Origin of the sequence: Vibrio sp. Makdt (assembly GCF_027587015.1) — a bacterium.
GTDB lineage: Bacteria > Pseudomonadota > Gammaproteobacteria > Enterobacterales > Vibrionaceae > Vibrio > Vibrio chagasii_B.
The window spans coordinates 155,182-172,078 of sequence record NZ_JAPPTH010000005.1 but is presented as its reverse complement, the minus strand read 5'-3'; the positions used below and the strand labels follow the sequence as shown (position 1 = coordinate 172,078).

The following is a 16,897-nucleotide window of genomic DNA, read 5'->3' as shown; positions in this document are numbered from 1 at the left end:
TACTAACTCTGTATATACTGGCATGTTTTATGTCCTCTCATATTTCGTAGAGTATTTGAACACAACTTGGTTCATATTGGGCCCGCTCCTTGGTATATTAACCGCAATTCCACCATTGAAAAGAAGTATGCCCAGAGAACCAACTCAAAATGATGTAGACACGGATATGGCGATTAGGAAAGCTTTCAACTTAGACTGCATAATCGAGACACGAAAGGAACGAACCTGATCGGATTGGGCACAAGGAAAATTAAATTATGAAACGAACAGTAAACAAACAATACTACTTCAATTGGTTGAAGATCTTTTCATTAGGTATTTTAGCAGCTTGCTTGTTGATACTGATGAATTACCCAACCTTTTTTGCACCAGAGAACACCTGGCTACTCGTTATTCCACTCATTCAAGTTCCCTTTATCTGGCTTACCGCTTCAGGCCCACTCGTTGGTGTAGATGAATCCTATACTTATGACCACAAAGACTAAAACTTAACGCCGCTAACACTAGATGAAAAGGTAACCCAAGTCATGAAAGAAGTACTATTTGGTTCGATATGCTGTGTGTTCATTTACTTGTTGGCTGATGCTTATTTTATGGCATCGATAGATCAGCAATCTCAAGTCGCCGATACCATTATTGATACAATAAAGGGGCTGACTGTTCCAGCTGTAGCTGTTTTAACATTTTGGGTGTTTAAGTTAGTAAGAAATACTTCATTTGGTAAGAAATTGCTCGACTTAGATTAGTACGAAAACTAAATAGTCACACAAGAGCAAGCTGGTTTAGGAACACAAGTTGCTCTTCAAAACTATGACGAAATCAGAGCCACTCTGCCTAATTGGAAATGAAGCTTTAAAAGACAGATTTAGGAAAAACATGAAGAAGTTATTGCCCACTTATATCCTGTACTTGCTTGTTATGAACGTAGTGTTTATTAGCCTGACTGCAACCGCCCATTTTAATGTTGAAGCCTTGGATGTGGCTAGAGTGACGATGAATGATGGGCTTTTATATATGATCATCATATATTTACCATTGGCTAGCAGCGGAATGAAAATGCTGAAAGTTCTCCTTTGGTCTGTCCCTATCATTATGGTCCTCGTGGGTCTAAAACTCACTTTTGCATTAGCTATCTATGGTCCAGAAATTGATATCGTCGACAATGAGGGAACCAAAGTATGGATAGAGCACGGCTTATCGATTCTAATCCATGTCATTTCTGCAGCTGTAGGTTATGAAGCCGCCAGAATACACGATCCTGACTTTAAGTTTTTTATGGAGAAATCGAAGCCAAAAGATGGCCAATTGAAAAATTAAGTTCCTCTAATGCAATAGCCCGACACAATGGCCGGGCTTTCTTACACTTTAACAAGGTCAGAGTAAGGGTGCTAACCTAGAGTGGTTACATACCACATTAATTAGCGAATAGAGCATTAAGCTTCATTCAGATTGGCGAGAAAAGCTAGTTTTGAGGTAGTGGTTCAGTGCTTCCATCTTCATGCTTAAAAACATTACCGTTTTTACAAAAACAAGCATCTTCAATAAGTCCCGTCACTAGAGATTTCTCAACACTTGTGGTTACCACCGCCTCAATCCTGTCAATAGCCTCCCGTACAGCTGAGGTTAATTGCTCACGAATTATTTTTCTCTTGATAGGAGAGCAAAGATCCAAACTATCTATATGGATGTGAGTGGAAAATGCCGGTTCAGATAGCGTTTCCCATTTACCGGTACGACCTTCTTTGAAATTCGAGGCGCATCCGCTTGCAACGTGGAATATATGGTCGATATTGTCAAAGCCACAAACGAGCATTTCGCCAGCAGGGTCCTTTTGAAAACTTACGAAACGTTGAGTCACATTATCCCTTAATATATTCTCTAGCAGCTCTCACAAAGAGCGGTAAACGACATCAGTCTGCGCCAATACGACTGAGGGGGGTGATACACAAATACTTTATTTGAAACGGGTCAGAACGCGGCGCCAACAAGAAATGGCACCCTTTTAATCTATCAGGTAAGTTTTGTCTTTCAGTTGCATAGTATAAGAGAAATTTCGCAGGACGCCACTATATAAAATCAACAAAAAAACTATAGGCTAGTAAATTCAGGGGTTAAGCACTGATTTATGCCCGCTATGCCTGATCACCAGTGACGGTATGCTTACTTGCCAACACTGAGGTTATTATTTATCTGAGTGTAAATTTAAACAGTGCAGGGCAAAGTAATGAGTGTTCAATCAACCAAACAAGAATCTTCAGAATCAAATAGTGAGCTCGATATCTGGAAGGCATTTTTCCCCGCCTCAGAAGTCTTTATCAAAACAGTTCTTGATTGTGCTCGGTACTGGGAAGATCAAAACAAAGGTCTACGAGAATTATTCTTCTTTCTGTGCGAAGCAACCGCTGACAGCTACCGTAGTGAACATGGGTTAAATGATCCAAAAGCACCACTGAATGTTGATCTAAACTCTGTCCGTCAAAGTCTTTACGCACTGGCTTCAACTCAGGCTACATTCGACCCTATCATGAAGACAGCCTATTTCACTGTTAGGTTTGACGCTCAAACTGGCCATTACAATATGGCCGTTGATTTAACATACAAAGGGAAAGTTCATCTAGCAAAGATAAACGGTTTGATTAAAACTGTTCGACCATCATTGGTTTGTAAGCGTGACACGTTTACCTTTAAAGGAAAAAATGAAGTACCAACGCATGTATACCCAAAATTGGCCTCAATAAAAGAACGGGGCGGAGTTATTGGAGCATACTGTTTAACTACACGGCCAAATGGTGAGACGATAGTAAATTACGTTAATCAGTCGGAACTGGAACAATTACAGTCATATTCAAATCATCAAGATCTGTACGTACAATGGCCTGCTAAGATGGCGTTAAAATCAGCCGTAAACCAAGCAGAGCGAGACTGGTACACAGCACCAATATCACCAATTGAGCAAACAGAAGCCCCATTAAGGCGATTAGTTAATACAAAGGAGTCATTGAAACCATTCTTAAAACTCTGTGACAACCAAGGTCAACTGCAAAAGCTATCCAAAGTCGTAGCTTACGCTATGACGTTCTTTCCCGATCAACGTTCGGCTCAAGAAGAAGGCGAGAATATGCTGATGCTGTTGACTTCGCAACCAGAACTCTTGAAGTGTAAACCGTTCAGTATTGCTAAATCTCTTATGGCTTGCGCTAAATATGGCGTTTCGCTCTCAAAAACAAGGGAATTGACGTACCTAACTGTATTAAAGGAGAAGGTGCATACGGCCGAAATTGACCTTATGTATCAAGGTATGAGAGATATCGCATTCTCTGGAATAACGAACACTTCGCAGAAAAGAGTCACCAAATTAGATGTAGAGTTGGTTTACTCGACCGACAAAGTTACCTTTGAGGCTAATACGCAGATACCACACGTGTTGGAGCAGAACCTAGAGGATAGAGGGCAACTTCTTGGCGGTTTTGTGGTGGTTACTCGCGATAACGACTTTGAGGTAAATTTCGTTAGCGTTGAAACAATGGATAAAGTAGCTTCATGCTCTCGGAGTAATGTAAAATCTACTTGGCCTAAGCATTACGCGCGAAAGACTCTACTTAGACAAACATTTTCATCATGGCTGTAAGAATGACAACTCAAATGAAAGAAAAACTAATTATGCTAGTGGACTGTATTGCAAACCAAGGTAACTTGGCTAAATTGATTGAAGATCAGAAGCTGTGCGTCTACGGTCGTCACGTTGAAGAGGTATACAAACTCTTCGGGTCGGGTATGTTTCTCAGGTCTGAAGTTCCAGATTTACTTAAAACCGATTTCTCTACGATAAACAGGTTGAATGAAAGATTTAAAAACGCAAATGTAATGAAGGGTTCTATATTCAGTCACGACTCAATTCACTAAGGCTAACAATGTCTAAATTTTTAAACACGGTAACGGCTTGTGTTGCCATCATCGCTGGTGGTAATGCTAGTGCGAGCGATGTACCTGAAAGATATGTAACGGTAAAACATAACGGATTTACATTGGTTATGGACTGCGTTACCAAAACCCCTCTGATGTTTAACTTCCAAATAGGTAAAGATGTTTGGAATGAACCGCGGTCTGATAGTTTTGACACAGACCCTGTTTTGCCAAGTAGATGTCAGCAGGAACGAAGCAGTTCCTACGGCCATAAGAAAGGAACCATGTATCATCGCGGTCATCTTGTCGGAGCTAATGCAATGGACAATTCTCGCGTAACAATGGAAGAATCGTTCTACATGTCGAACATTGTCCCTCAAGCTGAAGGATTCAACAGAGGAGCATGGCTCAAAACTGAGCAATATCAGGAGTGCTTAAGAGAACGTTCAGAAATAGTTGTATTAGGCGGCGTGGCTTTTAATGATGATCAAAATGATTTTTTCATCAAGTCACACGGGATAAAGACCCCCGATATTTTTTGGAAGATCATCATTACGGGCGAGGGTTACTATGCTTGGAAGTTTGATAACACGAACGAAATGACAGGTGAAGTAACAAATCAATACCTTACGACAGTTAATGATATCGAACAAACAATTGGCTTTGGGTTGAATCTTGGTTCAACACGGCAGTTATCAGCAAAAACACTGCCTCTGAACATCATGGATTGCCCTTTAGGATAGATAGGCTCAAGTTAGTGCCTATCATCATGGTACTGCCCTCAACACAATTGCTTACTCGGGTTCGTCTTATTCGAAGACGCTGTATGCTACATAACTGATGACCGTAGCATACAGTATATCTGAATGAACATTGCGGGTAGGATTTTAGATTTTGAGCAGTGCTAATAGTTATTCAATGGACATACTCATCAAGCAAGTGGCTTATGCCCTGAAACTATTGAAATACTTCCTCTTGATAGTTACTAACGAAATGTTAGATTATGAAAAAATTGATAGTTTGAAATTAAAATTTTGAATTGAGAAGAAATTGGGTCGTAAATGTCAAAATCTGATTTAAAGAGAGTCCATCGCTGTATTAAAGGTAAGCATCTTCAGTTCTACAGTACCAATGATGCTGAGATCGAACAAAAGATCAAAGAGTGGACACTCATCCTTGACACTCTAACGTTTCCTTGGGGTGTCAATTCAATTAAACGAAAAACGGCTAATAACGGACTTCCACAGAATATTCATTTCAAGAGAACGCGTAAAAAACTAGCTGATGGAAGTTACAGTTACTACGACAAGATTGTTTTAATTATCGACCGAAAATCGCTTGGGGTATATAAGACCTTCAGCCGTCGATATGGGACAACTCATACAATTGAAGAAGCAATTGACGATGTAATCGAACGTGCTACTACCTGGTGGAATCGTTCTGAGTTTGCATCAACCACCAGAAAGATTTCTGTATCGATAGTTGAATAAAAATCGGTTAATGGGCTTGCAGTGTGAGATTTGTCAGTAAATAAGCCGAAGGGGAAGTCTCTTCGGCTTTGTTTATGGTCGGAATATAACAGCATTCATTAGAGCATTGTCTTTGTATATCGCCAGTAACCCATCCCAGTCGACCTTAGACGTTCCGCGCAATAGAGTTATGCCTGAGCCCGGCTTGTGGCTAAATAGTGGCTTAGGGTCAATGTGACGACCTCTGTACTTAATTTCATAATGCAGATGTGGTCCAGTGGTGTATCCTGTATTACCCGAATACCCAATCAAATCACCTTTTTGAACATACTCACCATTAGCAATCGCGAATTTCGAAAGATGAGAGTAAGAACTCTCGAAACCAAATGCGTGCTGAAGACGCAGAAAGTTACCGCTACCCGTTTTACTTTTAGATGGTCTTACAACCTCTGCGTAGCCGTCTGCGGGCGCATAAATCGCTGTCCCGGTTAGAACGGGGAAATCAATACCTTTATGATTCTTTGAAGCATTGGGATGACCTTTAATATTTCTAACTCCATATAGGGAAGAAATTCGATAAGGACGGTCGAAGACTGTTCCAAAGGGTATATCCTGCGACATCGCATAAATGGCTGAGAGTTGCACCTTTCCAGAGGCTATCCCCTTAGACAAGGGTACCACCTTAGCGTCATCTAGATTGAACGCATAAGCAAAGTCATTATATTTGTCTTTTAGGTAAATTGCCCCAGATTGAAAATCATTAACAGTTCTCGATAATTGACCATTTTGGACACGAAGCTCAGCAGCATCACTTGTCACAGTCGAATTGAGTTCCTGAGTTGTAATTAGTGCTTCCTCTAACTGCTTAATTCTCAGTTTGGCTTCAGCCAACTCATTGGTAGGAACTTGCTTAATTTGAAGGATTGGTGGCAGTTTTGGCTCAACATTTGTTGCTACATTAGCTGGAGATGACACTCGTGTGTACGATTGTAATCCATAAGCTGCGACAACGGTGATAGTGATGCCATAAAGCCCAACCAATAACCGTCGCTTAATTCTACTTGAGGGGAAAAACAAGTCGTGGTAATCATAGTTACTGATAGCTGTCTTATGCTGCATGACAAACTCCAAGTGTTTTGGACTGCTTGTAAGACATTGCCACTAGCCCTAGAAGGTAATCAAGGTCCGTCTGTATCGCGTGGGTTTGGTAATCTTGACCATGAAAATGGTATAAATCAGAACGATTAGATTTGCATAAAGTTAAAATTGAAGAGTCACTAATCAAGAGAGCCGGTTTATCATTAATACTGAGTTGATAGAATCCGCCATATGATAGTTCGCAATGAACTCGCCCGTATATGGATGCGAGATCGCATAGAGTGTCTTTAATCATCGTTTTGCTCTTTCGAAGGTAATGTTCGTTCATGGGGTGAACAGTCGACATTTTCACGCAATATTACCACCAACGTCAATCTGGAATTACTGTTTCTAAGGTATCAAACCATTGGTTTACTGCGTTATCCTGAAAAACTTATCCTCATTCGATTGGATGACCAATAGCAGAAAGGATAAATCGGGCATTTTGCATACGCGATGAGTGAATTGGAGATCTAGTCGCGAGTAACCTCAGTTGACCGAGGGTGAATGTTTCATAATCGATATTCATAGAAGCTAATGCATTATTACTGTTATTAAGACACTTAGTGTAATTCGCTCCCTCATCAATTAAAGGGTAACAGCCAATACTTTCCTTCAACTTGAAAGAGCTCAGGATAGATTTTGCATCTGGCAAAGTTTGGGATAGACCATTTGCTGATGATACAGTCGAAAATAGAGCGATCAGTGCAATACAAAGGTGTTTTGCGTTCAAAATAATCTCCTTGATGGTAATTGGATTTAGAGTTAATCTAAATTTTGAGGTCAATCTATTTCATATTGTAAGCACCTCAATCCTCTAATATGGATGAATGTGTCTAACTTAAATATTCCTAAAGGCGGCTCACTACCAGGATTGTGAGCCGTTTTTACATCTGGCAGATTGGATGATTTTTGATTTTTGCCAGCATACATAGTAAATACAGCTCGCCTTACCAAAAATAATAAGTGGGATAGTTGTTATGAGTATTGGCGCAACCTTAACAGCAAACACATCATAAAATACCTCTGGCAAATGTTGAATTGCTCTATGCGTTAAGAGCCCAGTTAAGGTTGTTGATACGAGGGTTAAAGCCAAGGCTATGAAAAGCTTGGTCTTAAATACCCTAGCGTCAATCTGAGGTGATTTTGATAGCACTCGACATTTCCTGTTAGCAGTCTTCTGGATTGAAATAGAACTCTAGGCCACACGGAGCTGTAATGACTATAAAAAGCCACGTAGTGCAACGTAATCTGGATTGTCTATATGGGTTGCATTGTCAAAATCGACATATAAAACATCAGTCCCGGCAGTTGGTGTAAGTAATTGGAAATAATGGTCCCCAGTATCGTTAGTAAATGTGATTAGCACCTTAACTACATCACTCGAGTTAAGTTCAGAAGTTAGGTCCATACTATCAGGTTGACCAAGTACTAGTGAGAATTGGTGCAAGAACTCAATTAGAGCCTTATCTACCAAAATTTTGAAATCACCAATAGTGGCGCTAAATACTTGCGAATTGATTACAGATTCCGGGTCATTTTCATAGTTGACTATTTCCGACTGCAGAACCGAAAGTTCAGACTCAACAAGAGTTAATTCACTGCTGATTTGGCCGATGTCACCAACTACTTTATCAGCCTCAACAGTAGCCGCAGCAAGTTCGTTTTGCAGTGAGGCTATTAATTTTGTGTCAGGATCTTCATCACTCTCTAAAATGTTAATTTTATCTTGAATAATGGCAGTATAGCTAAGGTGTTCGTATTGAGATTCAATTAGGTCGCCTCGTTGGGACTGTAACTCTGACGCTTTAGATTGAACAAGCACCATTGAGCTTTCAATTTTAGGTTTAACCTCGGTGAAAGTATCGTTATATACATGAAGGTACGCCGCCAACTCGGTAGAGACCTTACTCCCTATAACCGACTTTGAACTGTTTCTATCAAATTGAACAGCGTCAAAGGGGGAGCTCAACAACTTGTAGTCTGTGGCCAAGTCATTAATCTGTTCCAGATCTGAACTACTGATTAGGTATGCTTTAGTGTCAGAGATGGACTTGAAAACATCGTTATCATAAGTGAATCCAATTCTAGAAGAGAGGGCGCCAGCTTCAGTATTCAGTTGCCTATTAGTATCGTTAGGTTGGGTCGACTCAGAGCTATAAAAACTGACCAGTACCAACAGTAAAGCGACTAAGAACATCGTATATACAACGCGAGCTTTTACCGAGTTTTTTGAACTATTCATAAATTAACTTGCCTCTTTGAATCGCTTGTAAGGTTGCTTCTGATTAGGGAGGTTTACCCTATAGTTTTTTTTAAGACGTGTTTTCTTCGAGGGTGTGAATAACTGAGAATACAAATAGTCTTGTTGTTCACCAGAGGCAAGGTTGATTAACTGAATTGGTACGCCTTTGAGTAGCATGTTGTTTTGAAAGGCCCTAATTTGCTTTTTCGTATAAGACGCCACGTTGCGAGCGATCTGCCTAGCTCCATTTAAATCACTCTCTTCAAAACTTGACCAATCACATTCTACGATGTGGGGAAGAGCCTTGTTTCCGATTTTAGAAACGATGAGTCGTGAAGTGAATCCCAAATGACACAGCTTTTGTGTCATTTTGATTAATTCTTGCCTCTTAGCAAACAGTTGGCCTTGTTGTTGCCTGCTATACGCTTTGGCTTTTTTGCTTATGTTAGGGTCTGAATACACTGCTTTTACAAAAGCCACAGCGTACAAGTCCCTTTCACTAACGACAGTTTCTGATTTTGAACCATCGAGATTGAATCGTGTTCGGTCAGGATCATCTATGGAATTAATTAAGCTGACTCGATATTCAGTTCTTAAGAAATACGCATCAATAAACTCCGCAACGACATGTTTGTTGTGGCCCGATTGATTTAATGCATTACGCATTAGTTTACCTGCACCGATCGCTAAGGGGACTGTTCCCTTACTTAAAAAAGGAAAAGCCTTATGCAAATCAGCCAAAAGCAATTGGTATTGCTCATGTTCCATTAGATGTCTCCTAGAGTACATCTCGTATAAGTGACATACTCATTAAAAAAGTTGTTATCAGACTGCATTTTGAGCACCGCAAATAAATCACAAGCCTCATCACGATCGATGAAAATTTTGATGTCACGGACCATTAATGTTAATGAATCACCATTTAAAATGGATAGATCGCGACCCACGTAGCCATTATCGACTTTAGAAAGGGTATCCCAATTAAGAGCTAATTGAATCAATTCCAAAGTTGCTAATGGAGTGAAGGTCATTTCAAAGCCACTAGAGGTACTTTTCAAGCGAGCTTGAAGCATACCAGTGCTACCAATGCCAATTGAAATCATTCGGTTTGACTGCATAGTGAAGACAATGCCATTCGAATTGACGTGATTATGCATATCAAATATGACGTTGGCCGAGGGAGCAAACATCCTAGACTCGAGAGCAGTAATGCGCTCTGAAGGAAGAGACTCCTGTAAAACGCCGAGATTAGCAACTGGAATTAATGATTTTAGCCGATCTGACAGTTCGTTGGAAACAATATTCCCTTTCAGGTGATGCAGCATGTCGGTTAGAGGACCCAAATGGTACATGCCATTAAGAGGTTCTGCGGATTGAGCCCCAAAAATTAATGCATCAAACTGTTCATTAATTCCTTTATCTGAAGTAAAGCCGAGCGCTCGATAGACACTATTTACGTCAAGTGAAGGGTCCTTATGAATGACGGAACAAAGAGTTTTAGTGATATGCACAATGCTCACTTTGTACTCTGGGTTCTTTAAAGTAATTCCAATATGCGCTTGGTACGCTCGGTAACAATGAATCAAAGTAAAACAAACGTCACTCATATCAACCGTGCTCTTATTTAGGATATCCCGTAGAAGTCGAAGTTGAGTTGCAGGTGACAAGGCTAAAGATTCACTAATTTTAGACCTTAGTACGATGTCCACTTCAGATATTGATTCAGTTAAATCTCTTAGAAGGGTGGTCGTTGGTCGGTTTTCATTAAAACTACTGATAAATCGCAGAAACCGTTCGGAGAAGCGAAGTGACATCGACTTTGTATTCATTAGTACGCCTAGAACTATGGACGGGAAGTGGTGTGTTAAACACATATTATCAAGTATAATAGTACAACTGGCTTTCAAGCAAGAATCAACGCAGATCATCTGAATTGGTAAGCTAAAACTTAACCTTCGTCGGTAAAATGATGATAATTTCAACTTACAATAGCACTGAAAATCCATGACCAAAGAAAATCAATTGAAAGAAGAACTTTTAAACTGTATTGAGTACTTTGAAGCGAACGTTAACATCACAGTACCGCTGCTCAATGAGGGAAACATAAATGCTGGTTTGTATGCACTAAGAAAAGCAACAGAGCACGGACAGAAAGTAGCCCCAATCATTGATACCTTGCTAACTACCTACCAATCAGAAATTGCATTAATGCAAGCCTCAAATTTATCAATGCACCTTGAACGCAATAACCGTGAGAAAACATTAAAACTCCAGTTAGCGGAACTCGTTGAGCAGAACAACGCACAACAAGATCACGTCAACGAATGCCAAAAAACAATTGAAGAACAAGCAACGTCTCTAAAGAACTTCTTACTAATTGAAAAAGAGGTGCAGGCTTTAAGAAAAAAAAATCCAGGTCTTTTAGAGAAGGAGTTGAAAAAAGCAACAGATCGAGTCGGTATATTAGAGCAGTCTAAGAAAGATGATAAAAAGATCATTAAAACGCTAAGGCAGGAAGCCAAGGATAAGGCTAGTGAACTGCAGGTTCAGAAAAAAAATTCGATAGACTTTATCCCACTAAGTGGTTGGATTGACGGGAGAAACAAAGACCAAAAGTACAGAATTATTGAGACAAATGACATCAGTACTATTGCAAGTATGGGCGACAATTCTAAGTACAGTGGCTTTGTGAAAACTGACTTTCAATTAATGGTCGAGATCACAAGTGGTATTAGTTATAAGGTACATGTTAGTGATTGGCTATGTCCGGTGAACCCGCACGGTATTGACCATAACGGCGATTATCCGCTCAAATTAGACACACTGCTAAAAGAAGAATTCAACAAGCGGATAAGTGAAACATACCCTGATCTTGTTGCTGTGGTGAATTCGGCCAAAAACATCTTGGTGGAAGATATACCAACGTTGACTTCAGAAGACAAAACAATACTAGGCACGGCGAACATTAAGTCACTGTATGAGTGCGTGATTTTTCCACCAGAACTGTTTATTGGGTTTGTGCGAAAGCACAACGAAAAACCCATATCAGATGAACAGGCAAAAGAGCTATACGACAAACTGCACTACCAAGGGTGCGTACTTAAGGGTGACTACTTACTCAACAACCCTCAAGAAATATCAGCCGCCTAAATAGGAAAGGGACTCCAAGGTCCCTTTTTTTCATGAAGAATGATTCTCTATCCAAGTTTTCTCGTGTAGCAACTCATCATGTCGGCATCCATAATGGCCGGTTTATCTGTTCCTTCGTTGTAAAAGACATAATGAGAGATAGCAGAGTTGGTTGGATTCATTGTTGAATTAGCTTGTTCAATCACCCAAATCGCACCACAGAGCTTCAACTGATCTACGAAGTCTTTACATTCTGAGTTCATACGTAACACGAAATCGGGCTGAGAAAAGTTACCGCTGTTGATGCAGACACAGATGTCTTTACGAACGGGTTGCTCGTAAAAACCATCTAACGCATTCACTGAACGTAAATAATGCAGTGATTTGGAAATGATGTCGCATTGTTCACTGGCACTCAATCGATAAAACAGGAGAAATGACTTAAGTGCTTTTGCTACTGTTACGGGAAAATCCACAGCTTCGGAACGTTCAATGAAGTTAATCGCCTGGATGACACGGCGATCAAAATCAACACTTGAACTACCACGTTGATTGTAGGTTTCAGCGATTTCAACAAGGAGGTTTTGAGGTTTATTGAAAGCATCAAAGAAATGATGCTGGTATAAGTGCTTCCCACAATCATTCATTAAAATAATGATCGATTTAGCGAGGTTGCAGGCTATGTGACCCAAAGCCGATTTTTTTTCGTTTGCTTCTTTGTAAGCAGCCACAAGATTTGAGAAGTCATGGCCTGGAAGCGCCGACAATTGAACATCATTTAAAGAGTAATGCAGTCGTAACAATGGTGAGTTTTCATTAAATACATGGACGTTTGACATACGACAATCCCTAACTTTTTACTCTGAATGAAGTGCAAACCGAATCAAAACACCAATGCACACTATAACTAAAAGAACACTTTTGAAGTTACTAGAGTGCTCAACTAAGCTCCAAAATCCTATCAGGAGCCAAATGTAGAATGGGTAATAAATAAGCATTTGTCTCTGTTGCATATTTATAAATCCAATCACAGTTGGGGATAATATACCAATTGAAATCTCAATAACACACCAAAATCTCAATAATAGGAATTTTATATTGCAAACACATTCAATAAATTAATGTCTTTAAAGTCATAGCTATAAATACATTATGAAAGATTTATAAAACATATCGGGCATCATTCCTTATTAACGCCAGTAGGGGCTTGCATAGAGAGCCAATTCATACTGTGTTTAAAGTAATACCGTTGCACTTATATACCCAAAGGGTAGGTGACCAAGACGCGCCAAACTCAACCCCTGCCTAGCCCCGCGACAGCGGCGCCTTTGATTTTATCTTTTTTTATCTTTTCTTATCTTTTCTTTCTGATTTCGGGCCTCGTATATAGAACGTGCGCTTTATATAAAGGTTGAATAAGCGGAATATGACAAGTTTGATGTGGTAAAGAGGGAGGGAATAAATCCGTGAAACGAGTGCGAAAGGTTATAGCGTGCTGAGGTACGTGACATCGTAGCGGAAACCCCTTAAGGTATATAAGTGCAAAAACTAATCGATATATAAATTTCTGGGAAAATCGTAGTTATTACGAAAATAGAACTTAAGTGTCATTGATATATATGTGGGCATAACGCCCGAAAGGATGTTTATTGTTCCATGGCCTTACTTCAAAAACAACGGGTTTTGCGCAATACCGCGACGTCTATCAGATGTGATCGACGAACAAGACGGTTCTAGTATAATGATTGCTCTTGGCGGGATACCCCAACAAAGACAGATAATACCAATTATGAAAAACATGATTTTCACCTTACTGGTCGCAACTGGCTGTACATCGATGCTAACGGGCTGCTACGAAGACATCAAAGCTCCTTTTGAGAAAGTCTTTAGTGTGACCTATCAGGCACCAGGGACTGACCAACAGTTCAGCCTTTTTAATGATACCGCTAAAATGACCATTGGCAATCACCGGTCGGTTGAGCGCTTTTATGAAGAACAAAGCAAGGCTATACATATCAAAATGTCGACAGACCCGACTTATGCTCAACGTTGGCTAGTCTTTACGAAACTCGACGACGGCGAGTTACTTTGTGTGCAGTGCGCAAAATACAACTGGCCGAGTCACTGGGTAAAGGTAAAAAAGTAATAGAATTGAGATAAGGAGGTCGCTATCTCCATTGCTTTGACCGTTGTTCACTTAAATATGCGGGAAAACTTGTTCACGGGGTGAACAATCAACCGGTAAACCCCGTTTAAAAACGAAGTAGTAGGTAACTTATATGGCGTTAATCCCTTTTGGCATGAAAGATGGCCGCCTAGTTGACATTACCGGCGTGGAGCGGGGCCTCAAATGCGGCTGCGTTTGTCCATCATGCCAACAGCGTCTGGTTGCTCGATTTGGGGAACAAACCATTCCTCATTTTGCACACGATAAAAACGCGGACCAGCAAGGCGTTCAGCGCGAACCATGCGCTCTGTCATTTTATGTCGCGTTAAGACTCATGATCAAACAAGTCGCTAATGATAACGGCAGCCTAGTACTTCAGATTCCAGGTATGACCATATCTCGCCATAGTTGTGACAATAACGACGCCCCGGTAACCCAATCTATGCAAGTCGCCCATGAAATGGAACTTGAGCTTACTAACATCTCACATCAAACTGTTGTTGACGATACTGTGCTCGACCTCGTTGGCTACTTTGGTTCAGCTCGGTTCGGGGTCCATTTTGTCTATCCTGGTCGTCAACGATGTATTGGCGACTTCCACTCCAGAATTGGAGTCATCGAGATTGACTTAACTCAGTTAGAATGGATCTATGAAAATTATGATTTTGTGCAAGATAAGCCATTTGACCAGAGAGTTATCGAGTATTTGCGGGGAAGCATTCATGCCAAGCAGTGGTACTTTCACCCGAGTTACATGCAAGCCAAGTCACTCCTTGAGAAGCAAGTCCAACAAGAAGTCATTGAGCGGAATATAGAGAATGATGAAGCGCGACGTAAAAAAGAAAGGGAACGACACCAAATTCTTCGTAGGGCTAGCCAACAAGAAGATATTCGCAGATCAAAACTAACTCAATTGAGAGCTCAGGGTGATTGGCATTGTGTGAGGTGCAACGTTGCTTGGGACTCAGATTCTAAAGGAACCTCATGCCCAAACTGCTTTATGCCTGGAGCCATAATAATGATCAAATGAGATTGGCCAAAGCGTCCCCATTTCAGGGAGCCACTCATTGCCGATAGGTCTACATTTTGACGAATTGACCCATCATGCTCCTAGAGTTGATTCTTTTGTTGAAACTTCAAAGTACTCATACTGATCGTTTACGATACCGTGCAACAAAGGCAGGCCACCAGCGGTTACCTGTTTTACAACCCAGTACCCGCGCATGTTTATAGATTGGCCTGATTGAAAAAAAGAGTGTCTGTTTTTTGAATGTAAAAAAACCCAACCTTGGTAGTACGCAAAGTCGGGTTTTCCTAAGCTGGTAAACCAGCGACAATCATTCTCAATAGAATGCTGTCAGTTCAATTCTACATTCGAATGATGAATAGAGCATTTATCGATGTCAACAATCAGTTGCTCTAATTGGGTTAATTTATTCATGCAATTTTAAATGTCTAGGTCTAAATCACATTGGGTTGTTTAAAAACCACACTAATATGCGTTATATTGGTGCTGTAAAACTCCTCACAAACAAAAGAACTCAAAGCATGAAACAACGAGATATGGAGATGCTCATTCAGCATTGGCCTGGTTTCTTGAGCGTTAGAGATTCGTCTCACCGCTTCACATACATAAACCGAAACTTCAAGAATTGGCTCGACCTCTATTGCGTGAAAAGTCCCATTGGATTTACAGGGCCTGAAGTCGCGGTTGATGCTCCCGATAATGTGGCAACAATGCTTCTTGCTTGTCACGATGCCAGTCTTGAGTTTATCGAAACTGGTACCCCTCTAACAAAAGTCATTGAGTTTAGGGGGCTCGAGGGAACACAACACTTTAACGTCATAAAATTTAAGTCCGTTATTGATGGCCAGTATCAGATTTTTACTACTGGGTTCGACGTTACGAAACTTCATGAAACAGCCCAATTTTACCAAATTCTTAGCCAAACAGATCCGCTTACAGGCTTAAATAATAAGGAGGCAGTGAAGCGGTACCAAGCTAACGCCGGTATTGCCATCGTCATAGACCTTAACAACTTTAAAAATGTGAACGATACTGATGGTCACCTAGTAGGTGATGAAGTTTTAAAAGGGTTTGCAAGTTTGATGGAGAGCCATTTTAGGCCAGCAGATTTCCTTGCTAGAATAGGAGGGGATGAATTTCTTGTGTTATCAAAAGAACTAACAGTTGACATGGCAACGAAGAGACTCGAAACCATGGCAACAAAGTTTTCTAAGCAGTTTTCAGATCATAAACTCTTAGGCATAGCATATGGAATTGCAAAATTTGATGGTAGTTGGGAGGAGACTTTCAATGCTGCAGATAAAAAAATGTACACTTACAAAAGGGGGGCTAAGCACAATACTAAGACAACTTAGATACCGCCCCGTCTATATTGAGAGGGGCGTTATAAGTAGTTAGTCGTCATGATTAGTTTGGTACGCTGATTGAGCAGGCTCAAGTAAGTTACCATCGACCCAAGTGATTTTTGAACTACCTTTAATATCCTCATCAAAAACATGAACATTGAAGTGAGATTGATTTTCCAACCCAACTATTTCAGCTGCGTATACTTGCGAGACATAATCACTAGTGACCGCTAAGTAACCTCGCTCTTGTATGTGGTAGTTAAAGGCATCTATGACCTCGTTAGCATCATAGTGGCCGTAAACAAAGAAGCCCCAAGGCTTACCATTAGATTGATTGTATTGGATTACGTTCATTTTTTATAAACCCCTAAATAAGTACGAGTGGCTGTCTAAGTCGGACAAGCTTTCCAAGGGAATGCCAATGCTCCCAATTAGTTTAGGGGGTAGGATGCTTTTAGAAATATGATCGAACTC

The 16,897-nt window shown here is 40.5% G+C and carries 18 protein-coding genes; 11 read left to right on the top strand and 7 right to left on the bottom strand.

Annotated features, from left to right (window positions below):
- Nucleotides 1–257 precede the first annotated feature (257 nt).
- The 3 genes from OH460_RS08460 to OH460_RS08450 all read left to right on the top strand — a co-directional run bounded on the left by OH460_RS08460 (nt 258) and on the right by OH460_RS08450 (nt 1,317).
- Entirely contained in the window at nt 258–485 is a 228-nt protein-coding gene (locus tag OH460_RS08460) for a hypothetical protein (RefSeq protein ID WP_269996585.1), read from the top strand.
- 42 nt (nt 486–527) lie between these two features.
- On the top strand, nt 528–746 hold the full coding sequence (locus OH460_RS08455; protein ID WP_269996583.1) for a hypothetical protein: 219 nt from the start codon (nt 528–530) through the stop codon (nt 744–746).
- A gap of 130 nt (nt 747–876) precedes the next feature.
- The gene (locus OH460_RS08450; RefSeq protein WP_269996581.1) at nt 877–1,317 is read left to right on the top strand and encodes a hypothetical protein; all 441 of its coding nucleotides are present in this window, start codon (nt 877–879) and stop codon (nt 1,315–1,317) included.
- 145 nt (nt 1,318–1,462) lie between these two features.
- Here the strand turns inward: OH460_RS08450 and OH460_RS08445 are convergent, their stop codons facing one another.
- Nucleotides 1,463–1,858, bottom strand: a complete 396-nt coding sequence (locus tag OH460_RS08445) for a hypothetical protein (RefSeq protein WP_269996579.1) — start codon at nt 1,856–1,858, stop codon at nt 1,463–1,465.
- 366 nt (nt 1,859–2,224) lie between these two features.
- Between OH460_RS08445 and OH460_RS08440 the strand changes: the two genes are divergently transcribed.
- The 4 genes from OH460_RS08440 (at nt 2,225) to OH460_RS08425 (ending at nt 5,393) form a co-directional block, all read left to right on the top strand.
- Entirely contained in the window at nt 2,225–3,628 is a 1,404-nt protein-coding gene (locus tag OH460_RS08440; RefSeq protein WP_269996577.1) for a recombinase RecT, read from the top strand.
- 14 nt (nt 3,629–3,642) lie between these two features.
- A complete protein-coding gene (locus tag OH460_RS08435; protein ID WP_269996575.1) occupies nt 3,643–3,903 on the top strand; it encodes a hypothetical protein in 261 nt (86 codons plus the stop codon).
- An 8-nt stretch (nt 3,904–3,911) separates the two neighbouring features.
- Nucleotides 3,912–4,646, top strand: coding sequence for a DNA/RNA non-specific endonuclease (locus OH460_RS08430; protein WP_269996573.1), 735 nt, complete (start codon nt 3,912–3,914; stop codon nt 4,644–4,646).
- A gap of 318 nt (nt 4,647–4,964) precedes the next feature.
- Nucleotides 4,965–5,393, top strand: a complete 429-nt coding sequence (locus OH460_RS08425) for a hypothetical protein (RefSeq protein ID WP_269996571.1) — start codon at nt 4,965–4,967, stop codon at nt 5,391–5,393.
- A 72-nt stretch (nt 5,394–5,465) separates the two neighbouring features.
- Here OH460_RS08425 and OH460_RS08420 read toward each other — a convergent pair whose 3' ends face one another.
- From OH460_RS08420 to OH460_RS08405, 4 genes are all read right to left on the bottom strand, one after another.
- Entirely contained in the window at nt 5,466–6,491 is a 1,026-nt protein-coding gene (locus OH460_RS08420; protein ID WP_269996569.1) for a M23 family metallopeptidase, read from the bottom strand.
- A 1,240-nt stretch (nt 6,492–7,731) separates the two neighbouring features.
- The gene (locus OH460_RS08415) at nt 7,732–8,754 is read right to left on the bottom strand and encodes a hypothetical protein (RefSeq protein ID WP_269996567.1); all 1,023 of its coding nucleotides are present in this window, start codon (nt 8,752–8,754) and stop codon (nt 7,732–7,734) included.
- Nucleotides 8,755–8,757: 3 nt separating this feature from the next.
- Nucleotides 8,758–9,522 carry a ProQ/FINO family protein gene (locus tag OH460_RS08410; RefSeq protein ID WP_269996566.1) on the bottom strand — a complete coding sequence of 255 codons (765 nt, stop codon included), beginning with the start codon at nt 9,520–9,522 and terminating at the stop codon, nt 8,758–8,760.
- Entirely contained in the window at nt 9,522–10,583 is a 1,062-nt protein-coding gene (locus tag OH460_RS08405) for a hypothetical protein (protein ID WP_269996564.1), read from the bottom strand. The genes OH460_RS08410 and OH460_RS08405 overlap by 1 nt, the downstream gene beginning before the upstream one ends.
- Before the next feature lie 193 nt (nt 10,584–10,776).
- Here OH460_RS08405 and OH460_RS08400 point away from each other — a divergent pair, with 193 nt between their 5' ends.
- A complete protein-coding gene (locus OH460_RS08400) occupies nt 10,777–11,904 on the top strand; it encodes a hypothetical protein (protein ID WP_269996562.1) in 1,128 nt (375 codons plus the stop codon).
- A 47-nt stretch (nt 11,905–11,951) separates the two neighbouring features.
- On the opposite strand, the gene OH460_RS08395 is transcribed toward OH460_RS08400, so the two are convergent.
- Entirely contained in the window at nt 11,952–12,722 is a 771-nt protein-coding gene (locus OH460_RS08395) for a hypothetical protein (protein WP_269996560.1), read from the bottom strand.
- A 950-nt stretch (nt 12,723–13,672) separates the two neighbouring features.
- Here OH460_RS08395 and OH460_RS08390 point away from each other — a divergent pair.
- The 3 genes from OH460_RS08390 (at nt 13,673) to OH460_RS08380 (ending at nt 16,432) form a co-directional block, all read left to right on the top strand.
- On the top strand, nt 13,673–14,029 hold the full coding sequence (locus OH460_RS08390; RefSeq protein ID WP_269996558.1) for a hypothetical protein: 357 nt from the start codon (nt 13,673–13,675) through the stop codon (nt 14,027–14,029).
- Between the two features lie 133 nt (nt 14,030–14,162).
- Nucleotides 14,163–15,080 (top strand): competence protein CoiA family protein, encoded by a 918-nt coding sequence (locus tag OH460_RS08385; RefSeq protein ID WP_269996556.1) that lies wholly within the window; start codon nt 14,163–14,165, stop codon nt 15,078–15,080.
- Between the two features lie 518 nt (nt 15,081–15,598).
- On the top strand, nt 15,599–16,432 hold the full coding sequence (locus tag OH460_RS08380; protein ID WP_269996555.1) for a GGDEF domain-containing protein: 834 nt from the start codon (nt 15,599–15,601) through the stop codon (nt 16,430–16,432).
- 39 nt (nt 16,433–16,471) lie between these two features.
- On the opposite strand, the gene OH460_RS08375 is transcribed toward OH460_RS08380, so the two are convergent.
- Nucleotides 16,472–16,777, bottom strand: a complete 306-nt coding sequence (locus OH460_RS08375; RefSeq protein WP_269996554.1) for a hypothetical protein — start codon at nt 16,775–16,777, stop codon at nt 16,472–16,474.
- Between the last annotated feature and the right edge of the window lie 120 nt (nt 16,778–16,897).